The 21,176-nt window shown below is 67.0% G+C and carries 20 protein-coding genes, 3 pseudogenes and 1 riboswitch; of the genes and pseudogenes, 9 read left to right on the top strand and 14 right to left on the bottom strand.

What is annotated here, in order from left to right; genetic code table 11:
- Nucleotides 1-300 precede the first annotated feature (300 nt).
- From cobS to BF95_RS14260, 5 genes are read right to left on the bottom strand one after another with little or no spacing between them, the layout of a single operon-like run.
- Nucleotides 301-1,005, bottom strand: a complete 705-nt coding sequence (gene cobS / locus BF95_RS14280) for an adenosylcobinamide-GDP ribazoletransferase (protein WP_043152075.1) — start codon at nt 1,003-1,005, stop codon at nt 301-303.
- On the bottom strand, nt 1,002-1,571 hold the full coding sequence (locus tag BF95_RS14275; RefSeq protein WP_043152074.1) for a histidine phosphatase family protein: 570 nt from the start codon (nt 1,569-1,571) through the stop codon (nt 1,002-1,004). The genes cobS and BF95_RS14275 overlap by 4 nt, the downstream gene beginning before the upstream one ends.
- A complete protein-coding gene (gene cobT, locus BF95_RS14270; RefSeq protein ID WP_051520033.1) occupies nt 1,568-2,596 on the bottom strand; it encodes a nicotinate-nucleotide--dimethylbenzimidazole phosphoribosyltransferase in 1,029 nt (342 codons plus the stop codon). The genes BF95_RS14275 and cobT overlap by 4 nt, the downstream gene beginning before the upstream one ends.
- A 1-nt stretch (nt 2,597) precedes the next feature.
- Nucleotides 2,598-3,395: an ABC transporter ATP-binding protein gene (locus BF95_RS14265; protein WP_043152072.1), complete on the bottom strand. Its 798-nt coding sequence runs from the start codon at nt 3,393-3,395 to the stop codon at nt 2,598-2,600.
- Nucleotides 3,389-4,402, bottom strand: a complete 1,014-nt coding sequence (locus BF95_RS14260; protein WP_043152071.1) for a FecCD family ABC transporter permease — start codon at nt 4,400-4,402, stop codon at nt 3,389-3,391. Before BF95_RS14260 ends, BF95_RS14265 begins: the two co-directional genes overlap by 7 nt.
- A 53-nt stretch (nt 4,403-4,455) precedes the next feature.
- On the opposite strand from BF95_RS14260, the pseudogene BF95_RS31085 reads away from it, so the two are divergent.
- A pseudogene (locus tag BF95_RS31085) lies at nt 4,456-5,291 on the top strand (ABC transporter substrate-binding protein).
- A 76-nt stretch (nt 5,292-5,367) separates the two neighbouring features.
- On the opposite strand, the gene BF95_RS30375 reads toward BF95_RS31085, so the two are convergent.
- The 3 genes and pseudogenes from BF95_RS30375 to BF95_RS14240 all read right to left on the bottom strand — a co-directional run bounded on the left by BF95_RS30375 (nt 5,368) and on the right by BF95_RS14240 (nt 8,698).
- Nucleotides 5,368-5,757 (bottom strand): TonB-dependent receptor domain-containing protein, encoded by a 390-nt coding sequence (locus BF95_RS30375; RefSeq protein ID WP_081764168.1) that lies wholly within the window; start codon nt 5,755-5,757, stop codon nt 5,368-5,370.
- Nucleotides 5,754-7,244, bottom strand: coding sequence for a TonB-dependent receptor plug domain-containing protein (locus BF95_RS14245; RefSeq protein ID WP_043152069.1), 1,491 nt, complete (start codon nt 7,242-7,244; stop codon nt 5,754-5,756). The genes BF95_RS30375 and BF95_RS14245 overlap by 4 nt, the downstream gene beginning before the upstream one ends.
- Before the next feature lie 204 nt (nt 7,245-7,448).
- Nucleotides 7,449-7,679, bottom strand: a riboswitch (cobalamin riboswitch).
- An 84-nt stretch (nt 7,680-7,763) separates the two neighbouring features.
- A pseudogene (locus BF95_RS14240) lies at nt 7,764-8,698 on the bottom strand (ribose-phosphate pyrophosphokinase).
- A gap of 134 nt (nt 8,699-8,832) precedes the next feature.
- Between BF95_RS14240 and BF95_RS14235 the strand changes: the two are divergent.
- From BF95_RS14235 to BF95_RS27415, 5 genes are all read left to right on the top strand, one after another.
- Nucleotides 8,833-10,491 (top strand): NAD+ synthase, encoded by a 1,659-nt coding sequence (locus BF95_RS14235; protein WP_043152068.1) that lies wholly within the window; start codon nt 8,833-8,835, stop codon nt 10,489-10,491.
- A gap of 106 nt (nt 10,492-10,597) precedes the next feature.
- A complete protein-coding gene (gene gltX / locus BF95_RS14230) occupies nt 10,598-11,926 on the top strand; it encodes a glutamate--tRNA ligase (protein WP_043152066.1) in 1,329 nt (442 codons plus the stop codon).
- A gap of 93 nt (nt 11,927-12,019) precedes the next feature.
- A complete protein-coding gene (locus tag BF95_RS14225; protein ID WP_043152065.1) occupies nt 12,020-12,307 on the top strand; it encodes a CopG family ribbon-helix-helix protein in 288 nt (95 codons plus the stop codon).
- Nucleotides 12,304-12,618, top strand: a complete 315-nt coding sequence (locus BF95_RS14220) for a type II toxin-antitoxin system RelE/ParE family toxin (protein ID WP_051520032.1) — start codon at nt 12,304-12,306, stop codon at nt 12,616-12,618. The genes BF95_RS14225 and BF95_RS14220 overlap by 4 nt, the downstream gene beginning before the upstream one ends.
- 267 nt (nt 12,619-12,885) lie before the next feature.
- Nucleotides 12,886-13,404 (top strand): hypothetical protein, encoded by a 519-nt coding sequence (locus tag BF95_RS27415; protein ID WP_235209761.1) that lies wholly within the window; start codon nt 12,886-12,888, stop codon nt 13,402-13,404.
- 734 nt (nt 13,405-14,138) lie between these two features.
- On the opposite strand, the gene BF95_RS29275 is transcribed toward BF95_RS27415, so the two are convergent.
- From BF95_RS29275 to hemC, 6 genes and pseudogenes are all read right to left on the bottom strand, one after another.
- The gene (locus tag BF95_RS29275) at nt 14,139-14,579 is read right to left on the bottom strand and encodes an alpha/beta hydrolase (protein ID WP_235209760.1); all 441 of its coding nucleotides are present in this window, start codon (nt 14,577-14,579) and stop codon (nt 14,139-14,141) included.
- Nucleotides 14,576-14,944 (bottom strand): hypothetical protein, encoded by a 369-nt coding sequence (locus BF95_RS29270; protein ID WP_235209759.1) that lies wholly within the window; start codon nt 14,942-14,944, stop codon nt 14,576-14,578. Before BF95_RS29270 ends, BF95_RS29275 begins: the two co-directional genes overlap by 4 nt.
- 110 nt (nt 14,945-15,054) lie before the next feature.
- Nucleotides 15,055-15,924, bottom strand: a complete 870-nt coding sequence (locus BF95_RS14205) for a hypothetical protein (RefSeq protein ID WP_043152112.1) — start codon at nt 15,922-15,924, stop codon at nt 15,055-15,057.
- 28 nt (nt 15,925-15,952) lie between these two features.
- A complete protein-coding gene (locus BF95_RS30720) occupies nt 15,953-16,249 on the bottom strand; it encodes a hypothetical protein (protein ID WP_327195468.1) in 297 nt (98 codons plus the stop codon).
- Between the two features lie 119 nt (nt 16,250-16,368).
- A pseudogene (locus BF95_RS30715) lies at nt 16,369-16,731 on the bottom strand (uroporphyrinogen-III synthase); the annotation flags it as partial.
- Nucleotides 16,635-17,561, bottom strand: a complete 927-nt coding sequence (gene hemC, locus BF95_RS14195) for a hydroxymethylbilane synthase (protein WP_043152062.1) — start codon at nt 17,559-17,561, stop codon at nt 16,635-16,637. The pseudogene BF95_RS30715 and the gene hemC, both read right to left, overlap by 97 nt.
- Nucleotides 17,562-17,605: 44 nt before the next feature.
- Between hemC and tsaD the strand changes: the two genes are divergently transcribed.
- Genes tsaD through BF95_RS14180 form a run of 3 tightly spaced genes read left to right on the top strand, consistent with a single transcriptional unit; the run spans nt 17,606 to nt 21,157 of the window.
- Complete coding sequence (gene tsaD, locus BF95_RS14190; RefSeq protein WP_043152111.1) at nt 17,606-18,640, top strand: tRNA (adenosine(37)-N6)-threonylcarbamoyltransferase complex transferase subunit TsaD; 1,035 nt, start codon at nt 17,606-17,608, stop codon at nt 18,638-18,640.
- Nucleotides 18,637-19,608, top strand: a complete 972-nt coding sequence (locus BF95_RS14185) for an NAD(P)H-dependent glycerol-3-phosphate dehydrogenase (protein WP_043152061.1) — start codon at nt 18,637-18,639, stop codon at nt 19,606-19,608. Before tsaD ends, BF95_RS14185 begins: the two co-directional genes overlap by 4 nt.
- A gap of 22 nt (nt 19,609-19,630) precedes the next feature.
- Nucleotides 19,631-21,157 (top strand): lipopolysaccharide biosynthesis protein, encoded by a 1,527-nt coding sequence (locus tag BF95_RS14180; RefSeq protein ID WP_443018369.1) that lies wholly within the window; start codon nt 19,631-19,633, stop codon nt 21,155-21,157.
- The last annotated feature ends 19 nt before the right edge of the window (nt 21,158-21,176 follow it).

Here is a 21,176-nt window from a genome sequence, read left to right as displayed (position 1 = left end):
AGGCGGGGGTGATGTAGCAGGCGGGGCCGGGCAGCAGGTCGCCGATCAGGCGCAGGCCGATCTCGGTGCCGGGCAGGGCGCAGACCGTGGCGGGATCGACGCCGACATGCGCGGCGGCGGCGGCTTCGAGCGCCTGCAGGGCCGCGTCATCGGGCAGGCGTGCCCAGTCGATCGCGAGCGGCGGTATGGGCCAGGGCTGGGGGTTGATGCCGGTCGACAGGTCGATCCAGGGTGTATCGCCCGCACCGAAATGGGCGCGCACCGCGCCAAGCCCGCCGCCATGCCAGTGCCAGCGGTCGATCATAGCAGCACCGCCAGCAGCAGGCCGCTTTCGACAAGTTCGATGCCCGCGCCATGGCCATCGCCCGAAATGCCGCCGATCCGGCGACGGAGCCACAGGCCCCAGCTGAGCATCAGCACCGGCGCGGCGAGCAGGCCGGGCATCCACCAGCAGGCGAGCAGCCAGGCGGCGGCCCAGAGCGCCGGATCGACCGGGCGGATCGCGCCGCGAAAGGCAGTGCCGAGGCCTTCGTGCAGCGGCGGGAGCAGGCGGGTCCACCAGAGCGGGGCGATCCGCGCCGCGAAGGGGATCAGGATCAGCGCGGCGAGAGGCGCGCGATCGAGCAGCGCATGGAGCAGGATCAACTTGGTGAGGAGTTGCAGCGCGATCGCGACGACGCCGAAGCTGCCGACATGGGGGTCGGAGAGGACGGCGCGCAGGCGATCCTTGTCCTTATGGACCGCGCCTGCCGCATCGGCCATGTCGCCCAGCCCGTCGAGATGCAGCGCGCCGGTCAGCCCGACCCAGGCGATAAGGCCGAGCAGTGCGCCGACCCACGGGTCGATCCGCGCCCCCGCCCCGCAGGCGGCAGCGATCAGCGCGCCGAGGATCAGGCCGACGAGAGGGAACCAGCGCATCGACCGGGCGAAATCCTGTGCCGAGGCGGTGACGCGCGGCATCGGCAGGCGGGTGAGGAACTGGAGCGCGATGATCAGCCCCTTCATGGGTGCAGGCCGATAATCTGCGCGGCAGGCTGCGGGCCGGGCCACAGGCGCAGCGAGAGCAAGGACGCATAGGGCAGGTCGAACGCCCAGCTTTGCGCAGGGGTCAGGCCGCATAGATGGGCGATGGCCGCGCGCATCGCGCCGCCATGGGTGAGGATGAGGGTGGAGTCGGCGGTCAGCGCGGCGGTGGCGGCAGCGACGCGGTCGACCAGCATCGACCAGCGCTCGCCGCCCGGTGGCGGGTTGGCGTCGGGATCGGCATGGAAGCGGGCAAAGGCCTGCGCCGGGACAGCGGATGGGGGGAGGCCATCCCATGCGCCGAAATCCAGCTCTCGCCAGCGCGGATCGAGCAGCACAGGCAGGCGATGGTCGCGGCCGATCGCGTCGGCGGCGGCGCTGGCGCGGGTCAGGTCGGAACTGACGATGGCGGTCACGGCGAGGTCGTTGGCGCGAGCGCGGCAGGCGTCGATCCCTGCCTGTGTCGGTGCGCCATCGGTGCGGCCCATCAGCAGGCCGGGCGTGTCGGGCGCACCGTGGCGCAGCAAATGGAGCAGCCGGGGCGTCATGCCGCGCCCGACACGCCGGCCTGCGCGAAGGTCGCCATCTGCGCATGGACGGCGAGCGCGGACCGCACGATATTGGCCGCCACCGCCGCGCCGCTGCCTTCGCCAAGGCGCATGCCAAGGCGCAGCAGCGGATCAAGGCCAAGCTGGCGGAGCAGCCGGTCATGGCCGGGTTCGGCCGAACAATGGCCCGCGAGGCAATGATCGGTGATGGCGGGATGGGCGGCGGCGAGCGGGGCGATGGCCGCGCCGCTGATGAACCCATCGAGCATCACGGGGATGCGCAATTGCCGGGCGCGCAGCGCCGCGCCCGCCATCGCCGCAATCTCTCGCCCGCCGACGCGCCGCAGCGTTTCGAACGGGGTCATCGGGGCGTCGGCATGGAAGGCGAGCGCCCGGTCGATCACCGCGATCTTGCGGGCAATGCCGTCGGCATCGACGCCGGTGCCTGGCCCGACCCAATCGGCCGCGCTGCCGCCCAGGCTGCGCGCGGCGAGGGTGGCGGCGGCGGTCGAATTGCCGATGCCCATTTCGCCGAGCAGCACGAGGTCGAGGCCTGGCTCCACCGCCGCCGCGCCGATCGCCAGCGCCGCGAGGCAGTCCGCATCGCTCATCGCCGCGCCTTGCGTGAAATCGGCGGTGGGGCGGTCAAGGTCGATCGGCACGACGCGCAGGTCGAGGCTGGCGGCGGCGGCCAGCGCGTTGATCGCCGCGCCGCCAGCATTGAAATTGGCGACCATCTGCGCGGTGACTTCGGCGGGAAAGGCGCTGACGCCATGGACGGTGACGCCATGATTGCCCGCGAAGATCAGCACTCGCCCCTGGTCCAGCGCCGGAATCGCGCGCCCCTGCCACCCGGCGAAGAACAGCGCGAGTTGCTCCAGCCGGGCGAGCGACCCGGCGGGCTTGGTCAGTTGCGCCTGCCGCGCGGCGGCGGCGGCGATGGCGTCGGTGTCGGGACCGGGCAGCGCGCGCAAGGCGGCGTCGAAGTCGGCGGGGCTGGACCAGAAGGGGGCGGCTGGGGGCATCTTATTCTCCATGGTCAGGCGTGCCGGTCCAGCGATCAAGCGGGGCGACCAGCGGCGGCGTGGTGGCGAAATCGATGCGGCTGGTGATGCCATAGACGGCGCGCAACCGGTCCTGCGTCAGCACCGCGTCGGGCGGGCCATCGGCGACCAAAGTGCCGCGATCGAGCAGCAGCAGCCGGTCGCAATAGCGCGCCGCCATGGAGAGGTCGTGCAGCACGGCGATGACCAGCCCGCCCGCCCGCGCCTCCCGCGCGAGCAACTGCATAACGTCGATCTGATGACCGGGGTCGAGCGCGGCGAGGGGTTCGTCCACGGCCAGGCCGGGTGCCCCCACCGCCAGCGCGCGGGCGAGCATGACGCGGGCGCGCTCGCCGCCCGACAATTCGGTGGCGATCCGGTCGGCGATATGGGCGACATCGGTGCGGGCCATCGCGGCGGCTATGGCGTCATGGTCCGCCGCGCCGATGCGCGACATCGGGCCAAGATGGGGCAGGCGGCCGAGCGCGACCAGCCGCTCGACGCTGAGCGGCCAGTGCAGCGTCTGCCCCTGCGGCAGATAGGCGATGGCGCGGGCGCGGTCGCGCGGCGGCAGGGTGGCGATGGCGTGGCCGTCGATCGTGACACTGCCGCGCGTAGTATCTATGAGGCCGAGCATAGCCCGCACCAGCGTCGATTTGCCCGCGCCATTGGGGCCGATGATGCCGATCAGCGCGCCAGGGGCGAGCGTCGCGTCGATATCCTGCAGCACCGCGCGGCGGCCAAGCCGGGCGCACAGCCCCTCGACCCGGATCGTCACCATGTCCGCCGCTCCCGCAACAGATGGAGCAGGAAGATGGGGACGCCGAGGAAGGCGGTCACCACGCCGAGCTTCAACTCGCTGGTGGTGGGGATCAGCCGGACGAGGATGTCGGCGGCGACCAGCAGGATCGCGCCGCCCAGCAGCGAGGGGAGCAGGATGGCGGATGGGCTGCGATCCGTGAGCGGGCGGACGAGATGGGGGACGATGAGGCCGATGAAGCCGATCGAACCGGACACCGACACCGCCCCGCCCACGCCGATCGCGACGCCGAGCAGCAGGCGGGTGCGGGTACGGCGCAGATCGACGCCGAGCGAGCGCGCGCCATCCTCGCCCAGCGTCAGCGCGTCGAGCGCGCGCCGGTCGATGAGCAGCAGCGCGCCGCCGACGATCACGCAAGGCAGGACGATCCAGACATGATCGATCGACCGGTTTTCGATCGACCCCATCAGCCAGGTCATGATCTCCATCGCCGCGAAGGGATTGGGCGAGAGGTTGAGCGCCAGGCTGATCCCCGCCCCGGCCAGCGTCGATACGGCGATGCCCGCCAGGATCAGCGTCAACGCGCTTTCCGCGCGCCCGGCGAGGGTGAAGAGCAGCAGCAGCGCGATCAGCCCGGTGGCGATCGAGAGCAGGGGCAGCATCGCGGGGTGCCAGCCCGCCACGCCGAAATAAATGGCGGCGACTGCGCCCAGGGCGGCGGCATTGGAGGCGCCCAGCACCGAGGGTTCGGCCAGCGGATTGCGCAAATAGCCCTGCAAAACTGCACCCGCCAGCCCCAGCATCGCCCCGACCAGCAGGCCGATGAGCGTGCGCGGCAGGCGCAGGTCGAGCAATATGGTGGTCGCGACCGGATCGCCATGACCCATGACGACGGCCAGCAGCCGGTCGAGCGAAAGCGTGACCGGGCCAAGCCGCAGCGATGCGACCGCGACGATCACCACCCCGGCGATCAGCAGCGGCATCAGCGCAGGATGGCGCGGCGCGGGCGGTTCATGGGTCAGGCGCATGGGGTCCGATCGGGCTTGCTTGTGTCACGGCACCGGGGCGTTATGGAAGCGCGATGATGATCTTGCGCTCGCTTGCCCTTGCCACCTGCCTGTTGTGCGTTGCTTTGCCCGGCGCGGCGGCCGAGCGGCGTGGCGTTGCGCCCCAGCGGCCGGAGCGTATCGTGTCGCTGAACCTGTGTTCCGATCAACTGGTGCTGGCGCTGGCCGACCGGTCGCAGATTGCCGGGCTGACCAGCAATGTGCGCGATTCCGACATGTCGGCGGCGGCAGAGGCGGCGCGCGGCCTGCCGATGCTGCGCGGCACGTCGGAGGAAGTGCTGGCGGCACGGCCCGATCTGGTGATCGGCCTGCCCGCGCGCGGCATCCGGCACTCGCCCCGTTCAAGAGCCTGCCCTTCCGCACGCTCGACCTGCAATCGGCGGAAAATTACGCCAGCATCCTTGCCTCGATCCGGCAGGTGGCGCAGGCGGTGGGGCATCCCGCGCGTGGCGAGGCGCTGATCGCGCGGATGGAGGCGGACCTGGCGCGATTGCCCCGGCCCGCGCGCGCGCCGGTGGCGGCTTATTATCAGCGGCGCGGCTATCTGACCGGATCGGGCACGCTGATCGACGATCTGCTGGCGCGCACGGGCGTCACCAATCTGGCGACTCGCTTGGGCAAACCCGCCCTGTCGCAGATGAGCCTGGAGGAGATGGTGGCGGCGCGGCCCGACTATCTGATCATCGAAAGCGCGACGCAGAAAGTGACCGATCAGGGCACCGAAATGCTGCACCACCCCGCGCTGCGCACTATCCCGCGCATCGCCATTCCGCAGGCGTGGACGGTATGCGGCGGCCCCGCCTATGTGCAGGCGGCGCAGGCGATCGCCCGCGCGGTCAAGCCGCGCTGACCCTTCCCCGCCAACGACCCGGCCTTGGCCAAGCGCAGCCTGCCTTACGGGGTCTGATGGCGGGGACGGGATCATATCAGAAGCTCAGGCGCACGCCGCCATAGGCCGACAGGCCGAGCGTCTGGGTGCCGTAGCTGACCTGATACCATTTATCGAACAGGTTGATGACGCGGCCATAGAGTTCGACCCGGTCGGTGATGCCGTAGGAGGCGAGCAGGTCGACCACCGTATAGGCCTGGGTCGCGCCGCCAAAGCCCGACGAATCGCCATCATGATAGCGGACCCGCGCGGTCATCGATGCGCGTTCGGCCGGGGTCAGGATGACCGATGTGGTGCCGGTATAGCGCGGGCGACCGCTGTTGACATAGGTGCCGTCCATGTCGCTATCCAGCTCATGGTCGGTATAGCCATAGGTCTGGCTGACACCGAGCCAGGGCAGCGGCTGGGCAGTGACGCCGACCTCTATCCCCTCCGCACGGGTGCGGCCGAACTGGCCATAGCCACCAAAGGGCGGACGGCTGCGTCGAAATTAATTTCGTTGGTCTTGCGGGTGAAGAAATAGCTGACCTGCGCGGTCAGCCCTTCGGCCAGCGCGAGGTCGAAGCCGACATCGCCGCCCCGGCTGGTTTCGACCTGCAGGTCTGGATTGCCATAGGTCGGGTCGAACAATTGATAGAGGCCCGGTGCCTTCGCCCCCGTGCCATAGCTGGCGCGCAGCTTGAGCGCGCCCAGCGCATAGGCCAGCGTACCGCGATAGGTGTCGAACGTGCCGAAGCGGCTATTATCGTCGACCCGCGCCGCGCCAGTCAGGGTAAGCCCCGCAACCGGCCGCAGCGCGATTTCGGCATAGGCCGAGCGGGTGTTGACGCGGGCGGGGAAAGCGCCGGAGAAGCTGGTGATCTGGGTCGTCTTCTCCCGCTCATAATTGCCCCCTGCGGCCAGGCTGACAGGGCCGGTGCCGCCATAGGCGAGGGCCAGCGTCAGTTCGTCCTTGGTGCCACGGAACAGGTCGCCTTCGGCCCGGTTCCAGGTGCCGAAATAGCGGCGGCGCGCGGCATAGCGGCTGGCGGTCAGGTCGGCGGTGAACTGGCCGTCCAGGCTCTTGTAGCTGGCCTGGCCCGCGGCGGCATAGTCGCGTGTTTTGGCGGTGTCGTCGCTGTCGGACGTCGTATTGTCGAGATCGCTGAAGGCGTCGAACCAATAGCCGATCGCTTGCAGCGACAAGGTGTCGGTCGCCTGATAGCCGACCCGGCCGCTAAAGCCGTAGCGGCGATATGCGTCCTGTTCGGTGGCCGACCCTGTGGGGCTGGCGGTGCGGGGATCGGCGAGCGAGGGGCCGTCATGGCGATAGCCGGTCGCGGTCAGGCGAAAATCGAGCGCGCCGCTCTTGCCCAGCAACGATGCGCCGCCGCTGCGCATGCCGTAGGAACCGGCTTCGGCTTCGGCATTGACCTGCAAGCCTTCTTCGGTCGCGCGCTGGGTGATGATGTTGATGACGCCGCCAACCGCGTCGGAGCCATAGAGCGAGCTTTGGTTGCCGCGCAGGATTTCGACCCGGTCGATGTCGCGGCTGGTCAGGTGATCGGCCTGGAACTGGGTGCTGATCGCGCTGGGGTCGCCCAGTTCGATGCCGTCGATCAGCCAGAGAATCTCATTATTGTTCGATCCCCGGATGCGGACGCTGGTCAGCTGGCCGGGCCGGTCGGCCGTCGTCTGCACGCCGGGCGCGTCCTGCAATATGTCTTTCAAGAAGAGGATCTGGTTGCGTTGGATATCGGCGCGGGTGATGATCGACACCGCGCTGCCGATCTCGCGCGCTTCGCTGGTGACGCGCGAGGCGGTGACGATGATGGGGGTGCTGTTGCCGCTCAGGTCCGAAATCTGTTCGGGCGCCTGGGCGAAAACGGGACTGGCAGCCGCCAGCGCCAGCAGGGATATGCCGTGTTTGTACATCTATAGTCTCCTCCGCGCCGAGCGATATCGGGCGGTGGAGCATGTCGATGATAGGCGCATGGCCCGCCGATCGACGGCCGACGCAGGGCGACGAACCGGCGCATATATAGCCCAGCGTCCCACGACGGTTGCGGCCCCGGCCGCCTTCCTGTCGTCGCTCAGACGGAGAGTTACCGTGCCGCGGCCATCCCCTGGACCAAGGCAAGAGCGACCAGAACGCCGGCAGGTCTCCTGGCTCACGGGTCATGTCGTCATGTACGACCTTCCCAGACTTTTTAAGGGTCCAGTGGCTGCTTCCTTCCAGGAGGAAGCCGTGTACATCACGCTCACCGCTTACAGTTGCAGGGACAGCTGCGGCTTTGGATGGTGTGACCCATCCGCACCGCCTTCCCTTTTAAGCCTCGATCAAGAGGCACCGGCGCGATCTTTGCCCGCTGCGCTCAAACGAGCGTAACGGACGCCAGCCCGATAACGAGCGGCGCGGCTTTGGGCAAGACGGCAATTGCCGTCCTGCGCCGATCAGTCGAACAGGCTGGATACCGAACTTTCGTCAGCAATGCGCTTGATCGCTTCGCCCAGCAGCGGGGCGATGGGCAGGTGGCGGACCTTCTTGGCGGTGTTGACCGCCTCGGTCCCCTGGATCGTGTCGGTGATGACCAGTTCCAGCAGGTCGGACGCATCCACGCGCGCGACCGCGCCGCCCGACAGCACGCCATGGCTGACATAGGCGACGACGTCCTCGGCCCCGGCCGCCTTGAGCGCGGAGGCCGCGTTGCAGAGCGTGCCGGCCGAATCGACGATATCGTCGATCAGGACGCAAAAGCGCCCCGCGACGTCGCCGATGATGTTCATCACTTCGGATTCGCCCGCGCGCTCGCGGCGCTTATCGACGATGGCGAGCGGGGCGTTGTCGAGCCGCTTGGCGAGCGCCCGCGCACGCACCACGCCGCCGACGTCGGGCGACACGACCATCAGGTTGCGGTCGCCAAAGCGCGCCTGGATATCCGCCGACATGACTGGCGCACCGAACAGATTGTCGGTCGGAATGTCGAAAAAGCCCTGGATCTGCCCGGCGTGCAGATCGACCGAGAGGACGCGGTCGGCGCCCGCTTGGTGATCAGGTTGGCGACCAGCTTGGCGCTGATCGGGGTGCGGGGGCCGGGCTTCCGATCCTGCCGGGCATAGCCGAAATAGGGGACGACGGCGGTGATTCGCTTGGCCGACGCGCGTTTCAGCGCATCGATCATGATCAGCAATTCCATCAGATTGTCGTTGGTGGGATAGCTGGTCGATTGCAGCACGAACACATCTTCGCCCCGGACATTTTCGTGGATTTCCACGAACACTTCCTCATCGGCGAAGCGGCGGACGCTGGCGTCGGTCAGGGGAATTTCGATATAGTCGGCGATGGCGGCCGCGAGCGGCTTGTTCGAATTGCCGGTCATGAGCTTCATGGCCAAAACCCCCTGAAATGAAAAGGCGTGACGAATTGATGACGCTGGGTGAAACGCCGCCCCTGTAGCGGCGCAGGGTCGCGGTGGAAAGGCGCTTTTGCGCCAACCGGAAAAATGCATTAGGGGCCGCGTCCATGACCGACAAACTCGTGATCGCCCTTGCCCAGATGACCCAGTCGGTGGGCGACCTTGCCGCCAATGCCGACGCGATGCTGGAATGGCGCGGGCGGGCGATGGACGCCGACCTGATCGTCTATCCCGAATTGCAGCTGATCGGCTACCCGCCCGAAGACCTGGTGTTGAAGCCCGCGCTGGTCGAGCGCGCCAATCAGGAATTGGACCGGCTGGCGCAGGCGACCGGCGATGGCGGCCCGGCGATGCTGGTCGGTACCGTGGTCGCGGCGCAGGGTGTGTTGTTCAACGTCGTCGCGCTGCTGGAAGGCGGGGCGGTCACCGCCATCCGCCAGAAGCGCGAGCTGCCCAATTACGGCACGTTCGATGAAAAGCGCCTGTTCGCGCCCGGCCCGCTGCCCGCGCCCATCGACTTCAAGGGCGTGAAGATCGGCGTGCCGATCTGCGAGGATATCTGGTTCTCCTTCGTCACCGCGCATCTCAAGGCGCAGGGCGCGGACATATTGATCAGCCCCAATGGCAGCCCGTTCGAGGTCGACAAGGATGACCGCCGCACCAATGGCGTCGCGGGGACGCGGGTGCGCGAGACCAATTTGCCGCTCGCCTATCTCAACCGCGTCGGCGGGCAGGATGAACTGGTGTTCGACGGCGCGTCCTTCGTGATGAACGCCGACCTGTCGATCGCGCACCAGATGCCCGACTGGGACGAAGCGCTGGTGCTGACGACGTGGGAGAAGCAGGCGGGGCAGTGGGTCTGCCTGCCGGGCGATCGCCATGTCCTGGATGACCGGCCCGCCGACATCTATAATGCGATGGTGCTGGGCCTGCGCGATTATGTGAACCGCAACCGTTTTCCCGGCGTCGTGCTGGGCCTGTCGGGCGGGATCGATAGCGCGCTGTCCGCCGCCGTCGCGGTCGATGCGCTGGGGCCGGACCGCGTGTGGTGCGTGATGATGCCCTCGCGCTTCACCAGCCAGGAGAGCCTGGACGATGCCGTCGCCTGCGCGCGGCTGCTGGGCGTGCGTTATGACAGCATCCCCATCGAACCGGCGGTCGGCGCGTTCGACACGATGCTGGGCGATGTATTCGCCGAGCGGCAGCGCGACCTGACCGAAGAGAATATCCAGTCGCGCATCCGGGGCGTGACGCTGATGGCGCTGTCCAACAAGTTCGGCCACATGCTGCTGACCACCGGCAACAAGAGCGAGATGTCGGTCGGCTATGCCACCATCTATGGCGATATGGCGGGCGGCTATTCGGTGTTGAAGGACGCCTATAAGACGACGGTGTTTGACCTGTGCCGTTGGCGCAACGAACATGTCCCGACGCTCGGCGAAGGCTTTGGCCCCACCGGCCCGGTGATGCCCGAACGGGTGATCAGCAAGCCGCCCAGCGCCGAATTGCGCGCCGACCAGCGCGACGACGACAGCCTGCCGCCTTATGAAGTGCTCGACCCGATCCTCTACGGCCTGGTCGAGGAGGAGTTGTCGGTTGAACAACTGGTCGCGCGCGGCTTCGAGCGCGAGACGGTCGCGCGGATCGAGCGGCTGCTCTATGTCGCCGAATATAAGCGCCGCCAGTCGCCCCCCGGCGTCAAGCTCGGCACCCGCAATTTCGGCCGCGACCGCCGCTATCCCATCACCAATGCGTTTAGAACATGACACCCCAAACTCCGTTCGGGCTGAGCTTGTCGAAGCCTCGTCCTTCTTCTGAAGAAGAACAGCCCTTCGACAGGCTCAGGGCGAACGGGATCAGGACCAGATATCCATGACCGTCATCACCCGTTTCGCGCCGTCCCCCACCGGCCATCTCCACGTCGGCAACATCCGCGCCGCACTGCATAACTGGCTGTTCGCGCAAAAATCAGGCGGGCAATTCCTGCTGCGGCTGGACGATACGGACCTTGAACGCTCCCGCCCCGAATATGCCGACGCGATCCGCGCCGACCTGCACTGGCTGGGCCTGACCTGGGACGCGGAGGCCAAGCAGTCCGAACGGTTCGCGCTGTATGAAAGCCGGTTCGCGGCGTTGCGCGCGGCGGGCCATGTCTATCCGGCCTATGAGACGCAACAGGAACTGGAATTGCGGCGCAAGGTGCTGCTGGGCCGGGGATTGCCGCCAGTCTATGATCGCGGCGCGCTGAGCCTGGCGCCGGAAGAGATCGCGGCCTATGAAGCCGAAGGCCGCCAGCCGCATTGGCGGTTCAAGCTGGACCATGACCAGCCGATCGTCTGGACCGACCTCATTCGCGGCGAACAGCGGTTCGACCCCAAATTATTGTCCGATCCGGTGATCCGCCGCGCCGATGGCAGTTGGCTCTATATGTTGCCATCGGTGATCGATGACATCGACATGGGCGTCACCCACGTCCTGCGCGGCGAAGATCATGTCTCCAACACCGCGACCCAGATCCAGATGTTTGCAGCGCTCGGCGCGCCGCTCCCCGCATTCGCGCATGAAGCGCTGCTGACGGGGGCGGAGGGCAAATTGTCCAAGCGGCTGGGGTCGCTCGGCGTCGCGCATTTCCGCGAGCTGGGGCTGGAACCCATGGCGATCGCGTCGCTGCTGGCGCGGCTCGGCAGCAGCCAGTCGGTCGAGCCGTTCGCCGATATGGCGCCGCTGATCGACAGTTTCGATTTCGCCCATTTCGGCCGCGCCCCCGCGCGCTTCGATGAGGCGGAACTGGCGGGGCTGAACCAGAAGATCGTGCATCTCCTGCCCTATGAGGCGGTGGCTGGGCGGCTACCCGACGGCATGGACGCCTCGGCTTGGGACGCGATCCGCCCCAATCTGGAAACCGTGGCGGGCGCGGCTGACTGGTGGCGGATCGTCACCGGCCCCGTCGATGCCCCCGCGCCGGCCACCGAAGACCAGGCCTTCCTGACCGCCGCGCACCGCCTGCTGGCTGACCTGCCGTTCGACGCCTGTATCTGGCGCACACTGACCCAGGCGTTGAAGGACGAAACGGGCCGCAAGGGCAAAACCCTCTTCCTCCCCCTGCGCCGCGCGCTGACCGGCCTCGATCATGGCCCGGACATGAGCCTGCTGCTGCCGCTGATCGGCCGGGACGAAGCGCTGCGCCGCCTCCAGTCCTGAGGGGAGGCGCGACGAGGAGCGAACATAAAACCCTCCATTGTAAGGGGTTTCATGTTACCATGCGCTAATCTTGTAACACATGGAGATGGCAGCATGGGCGAGTCCACCTTTACCTTCCGGGTCGATGACGCCCTTAAAAGCGCCTTTGCCGACGCTGCGAAGGCCCATGATCGCACCGGCGCACAACTCATCCGCGATTTCATGCGCGACTATGTGTCGGGCGAACGCCAGCCGGCTGACCATGACGCATGGTTCCGGAAGCAGGTGCAGGTCGGGCTGGATTCGGCCAATGCCGGACGTCTCGTCTCTGACGATGACGTCGAACAGGAAGCGGAGGCATGGCGGGACGAGACGCGGGCTAGGATGGCTGGCAGGGCGTGAAGCTCGCATGGACGCTTGAGGCGCGCCAAGACCGGCGGCACATACGCACCTACATTGCCAAGGAAAATCCAGCGGCCGCCCTGACGCTGGATGCATTGTTCACGCAGAAGGCGCGCAATCTGGTCAACCATCCCGCAATCGCACGCCCAGGCCGTGTGACAGGGACATACGAGCTAGTGGTGCATCGCAACTATATCCTGGTTTACGATGTCGCCGACGATCTGGTGCGCATCTTGCGCTTGCTGCATGCGCGCCGCCAGTGGCCGCCGATCACCGACGTCGCGGATCAAGCGGAAGCCCCGAATGAATGAACGGATTTCACCTGTTTTTCGTGCATTGACCGATGCCGCACCAAAGAAGCGCGGAGCCATTTAGCTAGCATTGCGCAATGGATATATTCATCTGTCAGCCTTGGTTAAGCCGAAGGTAGTTAGGGAAATGGTGTTACCTGGAGGGCTCGCTTTGTTTAATCGACGAACCGTTCTGACCTCATCGCTTGGCCTTGCACTATGGCCAAATATTGGTGGGGCTACAAAGTTTGCTGAGCCTTGCTCAATTCCCCCGTCCGAATTAATGCCTTGGGAACCGCCATTTATTGTGGCTACGCCAACAGCCAAGCTAAGATTCGATTTTTGGCTTCGCGACATGAGTTCGATCCGACTAGTGCAACTCATAACCTCATCCAGCGTGAACTTGGACGTGGATTGCCCTTTCTCATTGTCGAGGGCGTACCGTCGTCATTGGGGAAAGACCCTCCTCATGTCATCAATGACGCTAAAAACATGCTACGCGCGGGCCGCATTCCGGAGCCTTTATATGCTGTAGCGCTTGCAGCTGATCGAGGCCTATCGGTCATGGGTGGCGATCTCTCAACCTCTGAACTGATCACACATAGCAGAGCCTCCGGCTTCAACAGCGCCGATATTCTCGGTTCTCATGTGTTGCGCCGTATGACCAATGATAAGGGCACGTCCCCGGCAGCGCTAGTTGAGCGCATGAGACGATATTTCCCTGACATCGAAAAATCCTTCAGCTTTGAGGATTGGTTCAAGGAAACGTACGATGTGCCCTACTCGATTTCAGAAAAATGCACGTAATCTTGGCACGCCTTTGCGGGGGCTGATCTAGCTTCCCCGTATCGTCCGAAGCGAGACGGATGCGCGCAATAACCATCTGCATCAGATTATAGCGACCTTTGACGATAAGCTCCTTGATAAAATGGTCGTTTTTGGTGCCAACCATCTGCTGGCGCTTCACCCGGCTTTGTCGAAAACATTCCCAAATATCTCGTCCCCACGATCGGCGACTTTCATATAGCGGGCGATCGTCATGCAAGACGTTTATCGCCGAAAATCACATGATAGCCGTCAGGGAGCGGTGAAAATGCTCTTTAATCGCGCCGTTTTCCAGATTGCGCGACCCTTTATCCTGCCCAATTGCCCGAAAAACACTGCCGGATTGCATCAATGCCCCGGAAACCCAAAAGCAGGGTTTTCCGTCACCATAGCATGTCCACTATCGGCCTATGCCTGTCCGAAACCCGACATTCCGCAAACCACCCATTTAATCCGAAGTCTATCTGCGCCGATGCGCCCACACCAAATCCTATTCCGCTTCCGAAATAGGATTTGCTCTGATCTATCCTTGTCGATGGACCAGTCCGCCCGTCGCCCCCCCCCCCCCCCCACCGACCGCCATGCGTAGTGACCCGCCTGTCGCGTCGCCGTCGCGTCGGTGTGACTTTAGCGGTGCTTCGGTGGCGCGTCGCGGGGGCTTGGGTGGTACGCCACGGTGGCAATTACAGCGAAAACGCTCGGAAACGCGTGGCCTGTCATGGTGTGAACTTGCGCCCTGTGACCCTACCGGTCGCGCCAGGCCGTCTGGATGCCCTATGCGCGCATCGTCTCCAGCGCCTTGGCGACGGCCAATATGCCTTCGGGCGCGGCGGCGAAGCCATATGGGTGCAATCGACCTCGATCGCCTTGTCGCGCTCGCCGCTGCGGCCCTTGGCGCATTCGGGCAGGATCACGCCGTCGCGCTGCGACCACAGCGCGACCGTGGGCACCGGGGGCTTGGCCTCGCGGGTGCAGGGGAAGGGCGGATTGTCGACCGGAAAGCCCGATACGAGCTGGTAGAGACGCCAGGCATGATTGGCGCGCGGATCGCCGGAAAAGGGCGTGCCCATGGTGACCACGCCACCGACCTTGTGCGCCGCATATTTGGCATATTCGCGCGCATACAGCCCGCCAAGGCTCCAGCCCACGAGCGTCACCGGCCCGCCGCCTTCACGCCGGATGGCATCGACGCGACGGTCGATCTGTTCCAGCTGTCGGGTTTCGGCCCATAATTGCGGCCCATCGCCCAATCATGCGCGGCATAGCCCGCTGCCGTCAAAATCTGGCGCATCGCGCCCATCCGCCGTTCGGACGCGAGGAGGCCGGGGATCAGCAAGATGGAACGACCATCGCCCCTGATCTGCTGCGCCAGCATATCCGCCTGCGCCTGGGTGCGGGCGAGATCGCGGGGGACCGAGAGGTTGCCGAGCAGATGCGACAAGGAAGGCCGCACCGGCGCGGCTGGCCCCGATGCGAAACGATCTTTCCAAAAACTGCTGACGGTTTGGGCGTAAGGTGGCACGAAAACAAGAATCCCAGGCCCATTCGGGCAAAGATGACGTTATCGTGACAAACGCCGCGCGCGTCTATTGGTTTCGTCTTATGAGACGAACGGTTCGTCGCTGTATTGGCTCAGGATGTCGGAAGGACAGGGCTGGCGGGGGCAGGATCGATGGACCGCAAGGGACGCGGTTCGAGGATCGCAGCAGTCTCGATCAGGTCGAGCGCGCGGCGCGCTTCGAGATAGCGGCGCGCAAATTGGAGCCAGCGATCCGCAGCGGCGCGGCCCGGCATGCGCTCTATTTCGGCCAGCGCCGCGCTCACGCGCCCGCCGTCGAGATAGCGCACGGCACGCTCCAGCGCGGCCTGGGGCCGGGGCGAGGGGGCGGACGCCTTGCGGATCGTCACCAGTTCGCGCGCTTCATGGGCGATGGCGTCCCACCAGTCGCTTTCCACCGGCGGCGTGGTCAATTGATCGCCAAGGTCGGTGAGGCCGACGCGCAAATCGGCCAGCGTTACCGGCTCCCGCGCGGCATTGATGATGGTGGCGACCGCGCGCGGCTGAGCCTGGCCGAAACGGGAGCGCAGTTGCGCCTCGATATAACCGAGCGATCCGCCATTATCGAGCGCGCGGCGCGCGGCGAAGGCGATCAGCAACCCCTCGGCCCGGGCGGCATTACCCGATGCGGCCTGCGCCTCGACCGTGATGCGGGTCAGTCGTTCGTCCAGCGCGGCGACGCGGGCGTCGAGCATCTGGGCGCTGCTGGCGCTCATGGCGTTGGGCGCGATGGCCGGTGATGGCGTACCGGCTTGCGGCATGGCGGCGACGGGCCGGGTCGATTGGCCGTTCCAGCGCTGCTGGATTTTCGGCCAGGCCCAGACGGTGAGCGCGACGCCGATCACGAAGGCGAGCAGCACCAGGGTCGCCAGCGGCAGGATGCTCCACCGACGGGCAGGGGGCGGGGTTGCGGGGATACTCCTATCGCCGTCCGCGTCGTGCATGCTGACCCTTTCGCCTGTCATTACCCCGTCATTCGCACAAAGACAGGGCGAGGGCCAGCATGTCGTCATCGACCGGTTGGTGCGGCGCGGAACCGCTGGCCCAGCCGGGGCCGCAGGCGGCAAGGGCGGCTTGGCTGATCGCCACGATATGCAGCATGGCCCGCTCATTGGCGGCGATGCGTTCGGCCAGCCGCTCGCCCGCGCGCGGCGAATGGACGAGCAGGATGGCACCGGGGGTGGCGGCGCGCAGCAGCGCCGGGTCGGGCGGCAGGCTAGCCATCGTATAGACCGCGATCCGGGTGAGGCGGAGCGGCCCGGCCTCCATCGGCGCGACCGTGGTGCCGGCCAGATGCAGGACGGCGCGATGACCATCCGCCGCGATTCGGGCGCGATGGCACTGGCGTCGCCCTCGCCTTGGGTCACGGCGGCAAAGCCTGCTTCCTGAAGTGGCGCTGCGGTCGCCGCGCCGACCGCATAGGTGGGAAGGGCGCGATACCCAGCCAGTTGCGGCCCGGCGAGCCGCACCGTGTTGGCGCTGGTCAGCAACAGTGCGTCGAATCCCTCTGCGGAGGGCGCGGCCCAGTCGAGCGGCAACGGCGCGAACAGCGGATGGCGCAGCACGTCGAAGCCCAGGCGCGCGGCCTTGTCCGCCGTCCTGCCCGCCGCCGGTTCGGGGCGCAGGATGAGAAGCCGCCTCACCCCTCGAACCCTCACCCTTCGAACAGGGCGCGCAGCGCGGAGCTGGCCTGCTCCAGCAGGGCGCGGCCGACCGCCTGCCCCACCACATCGTCGCCGCGCGCCAGCCATGTTTCCTGGGCCACCGTTTCCTGCCCGTCGGGGCTGATGATCTCGGCGCGCAGATACAGACCGTCCCCGTCCACCACCGCCAGCGCGGCGATCGGCGAATGGCAGGTGCCACCCAGCGCCTTCAACACCGCGCGTTCGGCGGCGACGGCATCGGTCGTGTCGGCATCGCTGATCACGGCCAGCGCTTCATGCAGCGGCGCATTGTCGGCCAGCGCCTCGATCCCCACCGCGCCCTGCGACGGGGCGGGCAGCATGGTGTCGATCGGGATGGTCACGCCGACATCGCTCTGGTCCAGCCGGTCGAGGCCCGCCGCCGCCAGCAGCGTGGCATGGACCTCCCCCGCCGCCAGCTTGGCGAGGCGGGTGGCGACATTGCCGCGAAACAGGGTGATGGTGGCGTCGGGGCGCAGCCGCATGACCTGCGCAGCGCGGCGCGGCGAACTGGTGCCGACGATCGGGTTGGCGGGCAGCGCGGCGAAACTCTCCACCCCCACCAGCTTGTCGCGCACGTCGGCGCGCGGCAGCATCGCAGCGATCTGGAAGATGGCGGGGCGGACCGTTTCGACATCCTTCATGCTGTGGACGGCGAAGTCGATCTCCTGCGCGACCAGCGCGCGCTCCAGCTCCTTGGTCCACAGCGCCTTGCCGCCGATATCGGCAAGCGCCCGGTCCTGGATCCGGTCGCCGCTGGTCTGGACGGTGACGATCTCGATCGCGTCCGGTGCCCAGCCATGGGCGGCGATGAGGGCATGGGCGGTCATGTGCGCCTGGGCCAGCGCAAGCGGGGAGCCTCTGGTGCCAAGGCGCAACGGTCGGTCGGACAAATACATATGCGGCTTGCTCTAATGACCACGGGCTTTAGATGGAAGCGGCAATGACAATCATCCTTGGCCTGGAATCGAGCTGCGATGAAACCGCAGCGGCGCTGGTGACGGCCGACGGGCGGATATTGGCCCATCGCCTGGCGACGCAGGAGGAAGCGCATCGCCCCTATGGCGGCGTCGTGCCCGAAATCGCGGCGCGCGCGCATGTCGAGGCGCTTGGCCCCCTGATCGCGGCGGCTCTGGCGGATGCGGAAATGACCTTGGCCGATGTCGATGTGATCGCCGCGACCGCCGGGCCGGGCCTGATTGGCGGGGTGATGGTGGGCCTCGTCACCGGCAAGGCGCTGGCCCATGCGGCGGGCAAGCCCTTGGTTGCGGTCAACCATCTGGAAGGCCATGCGCTCTCGCCGCGGCTGGCCGATCCGACGCTGCAATTTCCCTATATGTTGCTGCTGGTATCGGGCGGCCATTGCCAGATTTTGCTCGTGCGCGGGCCGGGCGATTATGCGCGGCTGGCAACGACGATCGACGATGCGGCGGGCGAGGCGTTCGACAAGACCGCCAAGCTGCTGGGCCTGGGCTATCCCGGCGGGCCGCTGGTCGAAAAGGCGGCGGCGCAGGGTAATGCCAAGGCGGTGCCGCTGCCCCGGCCACTGGTCGGCACGGCCGAGCCGCATTTTTCCTTCGCGGGCCTCAAGAGCGCGGTGATGCGCGCGGTCCAGTCGGGGCACTATTCGACGCAGGATATCGCCGCGAGCTTTCAGCAGGCGGTGATCGACTGCCTGATCGACCGCACCCGCCGTGCGCTGGGGTCGGGCGAGCGCGTGACGGCGCTGGTCGTGGCCGGAGGCGTCGCCGCCAACCAGGCGATTCGCGGCGCGCTCGAAGCGCTGGCGGCCGAGCATGACCTGCCCTTCGTCGCGCCGCCGCTCTGGCTTTGCACCGATAATGCGGCGATGATCGCCTGGGCCGGGGCGGAGCGCTATGCGGTGGGGATGGTCGATGATCTGACCGTTCCCGCCCGGCCGCGCTGGCCGCTCGACCCGGCGGCGGAAAAGGCGCGCGGAGCGGGAGTGAAAGCATGAAGGCGGGCGTTATCGGAGCGGGTGCCTGGGGCACGGCGCTGGCGCAATTGCTGGCCGCTGAAGGGCAGGTGGTGCGGCTATGGGCGCTGGAGCCCGAAGTGGTCGATGCGGTCAACGGGGCGCAGGAAAATCCGCTCTATCTGCCGGGCCTTGCGCTCTCGCCTTCGATCGCTGCGACTGGCGCGATGGCCGACATGGCCGATTGCGATCTGTTGCTGGTGGTCAGCCCCGCCCAGCATCTGCGCAGCGTCGTGGCGCAGGCGCCTGCGGGCGTGCCGCTGCTGCTCTGTTCCAAGGGGATCGAGGCGGGCACCAGCCTGCTGATGTCGGAGGTCGCGCAACAGGCGCAGCCCCAGTCGCCGATCGCTGTCCTGTCCGGCCCGACTTTTGCGCATGAAGTGGCGCGCGGCTTGCCGACCGCGATTACGCTCGCGTGCGAGGACCGGGCGCTGGGCGAACGGCTGGCGGCGCGGATCGCCCGACCGGCCTTCCGCCCCTATCTGTCCGACGATGTGATCGGCGCGGAGATTGGCGGCGCGGTCAAGAATGTGCTGGCGATCGCCTGTGGCGTGGCCGAGGGCGCGGGCCTCGGCCTCAATGCGCGGGCGGCGCTGATCAGCCGGGGCTTTGCCGAAATGACGCGCTTTGGCCTGGCGCGCGGCGCGCGGGCCGAGACGCTGGGCGGACTGTCGGGGCTGGGCGATCTGGTCCTCACCTGTTCCTCCACCAATTCACGTAACTTCTCGCTGGGCAAGGGGCTGGGCGAGGGGCAGTCGGCGGCCGACCTGCTCGCCAACCGCCGCACCGTGGCCGAAGGCGCGTTCACCGCGCCGGTGCTGCGCGCGGCCGCGCAGGCGGCCGGGGTCGAAATGCCGGTGGTGGATGCGGTGTGCGCGTTGCTGGCCGAAGCCGCGCCGCTCGCCCAGGTCATCGACGCGCTGCTGGCGCGTCCGTTGCGCCCCGAATAGCCCGCCGCGCCGCAGCATCCACTTGTCTATAGATACTCCCACGGGTCCGTCCCTATCGGCTGCCGCCGTCGCGCAGAGCGATCAGGACGATATCGCCGCCCTGGCCAAGGGCGGGCGGACCAATATTTTCGGCTTCCTGCTGCGGCTCGCGGCGCGGTTGCCCTTCCTGTTCATCGCCGGGCGCGTCTATGGTGCCGAAGCGCTGGGCCGCTTCGCCTATGCGGTGTTGGTGGTGGAATTCGTCGCGCAGCTTGCCACGCTGGGGCTGAAGCGCGGGCTGGCGGGCGCGCTCAGCCAGACCGAGCGGCCGCACAATCATGTCGTGACCGACGCGATGGTGCTGACGCTGACCGCGTCGCTGCTGGGGGCCGGGTTGCTGCTCGTTTTTCCGCAGGCGATGTTCCCCAATAGCGGCATCAACGGCCTCGACCGACTGCTGGCGTTGATCGTGATCGCGGTCGCCGGGTCGGACGTGGCGCTGGCGGCCTGCGCCTATCGGTTCGATGTCGGCGCGACGGTGCGGGCGCGGGCGATCATCGAACCCTGGACGATCAGCATCGCGGTCTTTGTCTTTTCCTTCTATTCCCGGCGGGACGGCCTGATCATGGCCTATGCCATGGCGATGACTGCGGCGTTGATCGCGTCGCTGATCCCGATGGTGCGCCATTATGGCTTGCCGACGGGCTGGCGACCCAATTTCCCACGGTTATGGCGGATGGCCCGGCGCAACCTGCCGCTGGCGGCGGCGGATGGCGTGGAATGGGGATCGCGCCGGTTGGACATGGCGATATTGGGCCTGTTCGTCAGCCCGGCGGTGATCGGCATCTATTATGTCGCGCAGCAGGTCGCGTCGCTGCCGCAAAAACTCAAGACCAGTTTCGACCCGATATTGGGGCCGGTGATCACCCGCAACCTGGCCGAAAACAATCTGGCCGGCATTGCGCGGCAGGTGAGCCAGGTGGGTTTCTGGATCATCGCGGCGCAGGCGGGGATCGCGCTTGCGCTCGCCATTCCGGGCGAAGCGGTGATGGGCCTGGTCGGCCCCAATTTCGTCGGCGGCACCGGGGCGCTGGGCTTCCTGCTGCTGGCCGAGGTGATCGCGGCCACCGCCGTCGTCAGCGAATCGGCGCTGGTCTATATTGCGCGGCACCGCAATCTGATGATTTCGCTGGGGATGATCGCGTGCCAGGCGGGGTTCAGTTTCGCGCTGATCCTGGGCGCGCGCGCGATAGCATTGCCGCCGATGTGGGTGGCGGCCGCGCCGTCGCTGGCGCTGTGCCTGTCTCTGGGGATCGGGGCCTTCGTCAAGGCGCGGTTGCTTTCGCGGCTGCTGGACGCGCCGGTCAACGCGTGGCGCTGGTCGCTGCTGTCGGCGGCCGGGGTCGCCAGCCTGGTCGGTGCGGGCTTCGTCGCCCTGCCACAGCGGTTCGAGTGGGTCGAACTGGCGGTCGGCATCTGGGCGATATTGGGCGCCTATGGCTTCGTCATCTGGCGCTGGGGCTTCGAGTCCGAAGACCGGGCGCTGTTTCGCAAGAAGAAGGTGGATTGAACGGACGGAGGGGCGACAC

This window comes from Sphingobium sp. Ant17 (genome assembly GCF_000588875.1).
Classification (GTDB): Bacteria; Pseudomonadota; Alphaproteobacteria; order Sphingomonadales; family Sphingomonadaceae; genus Sphingobium.
Note: the sequence above shows the minus strand (reverse complement) of the source record. Positions and strands in the feature narration are given on the sequence as shown.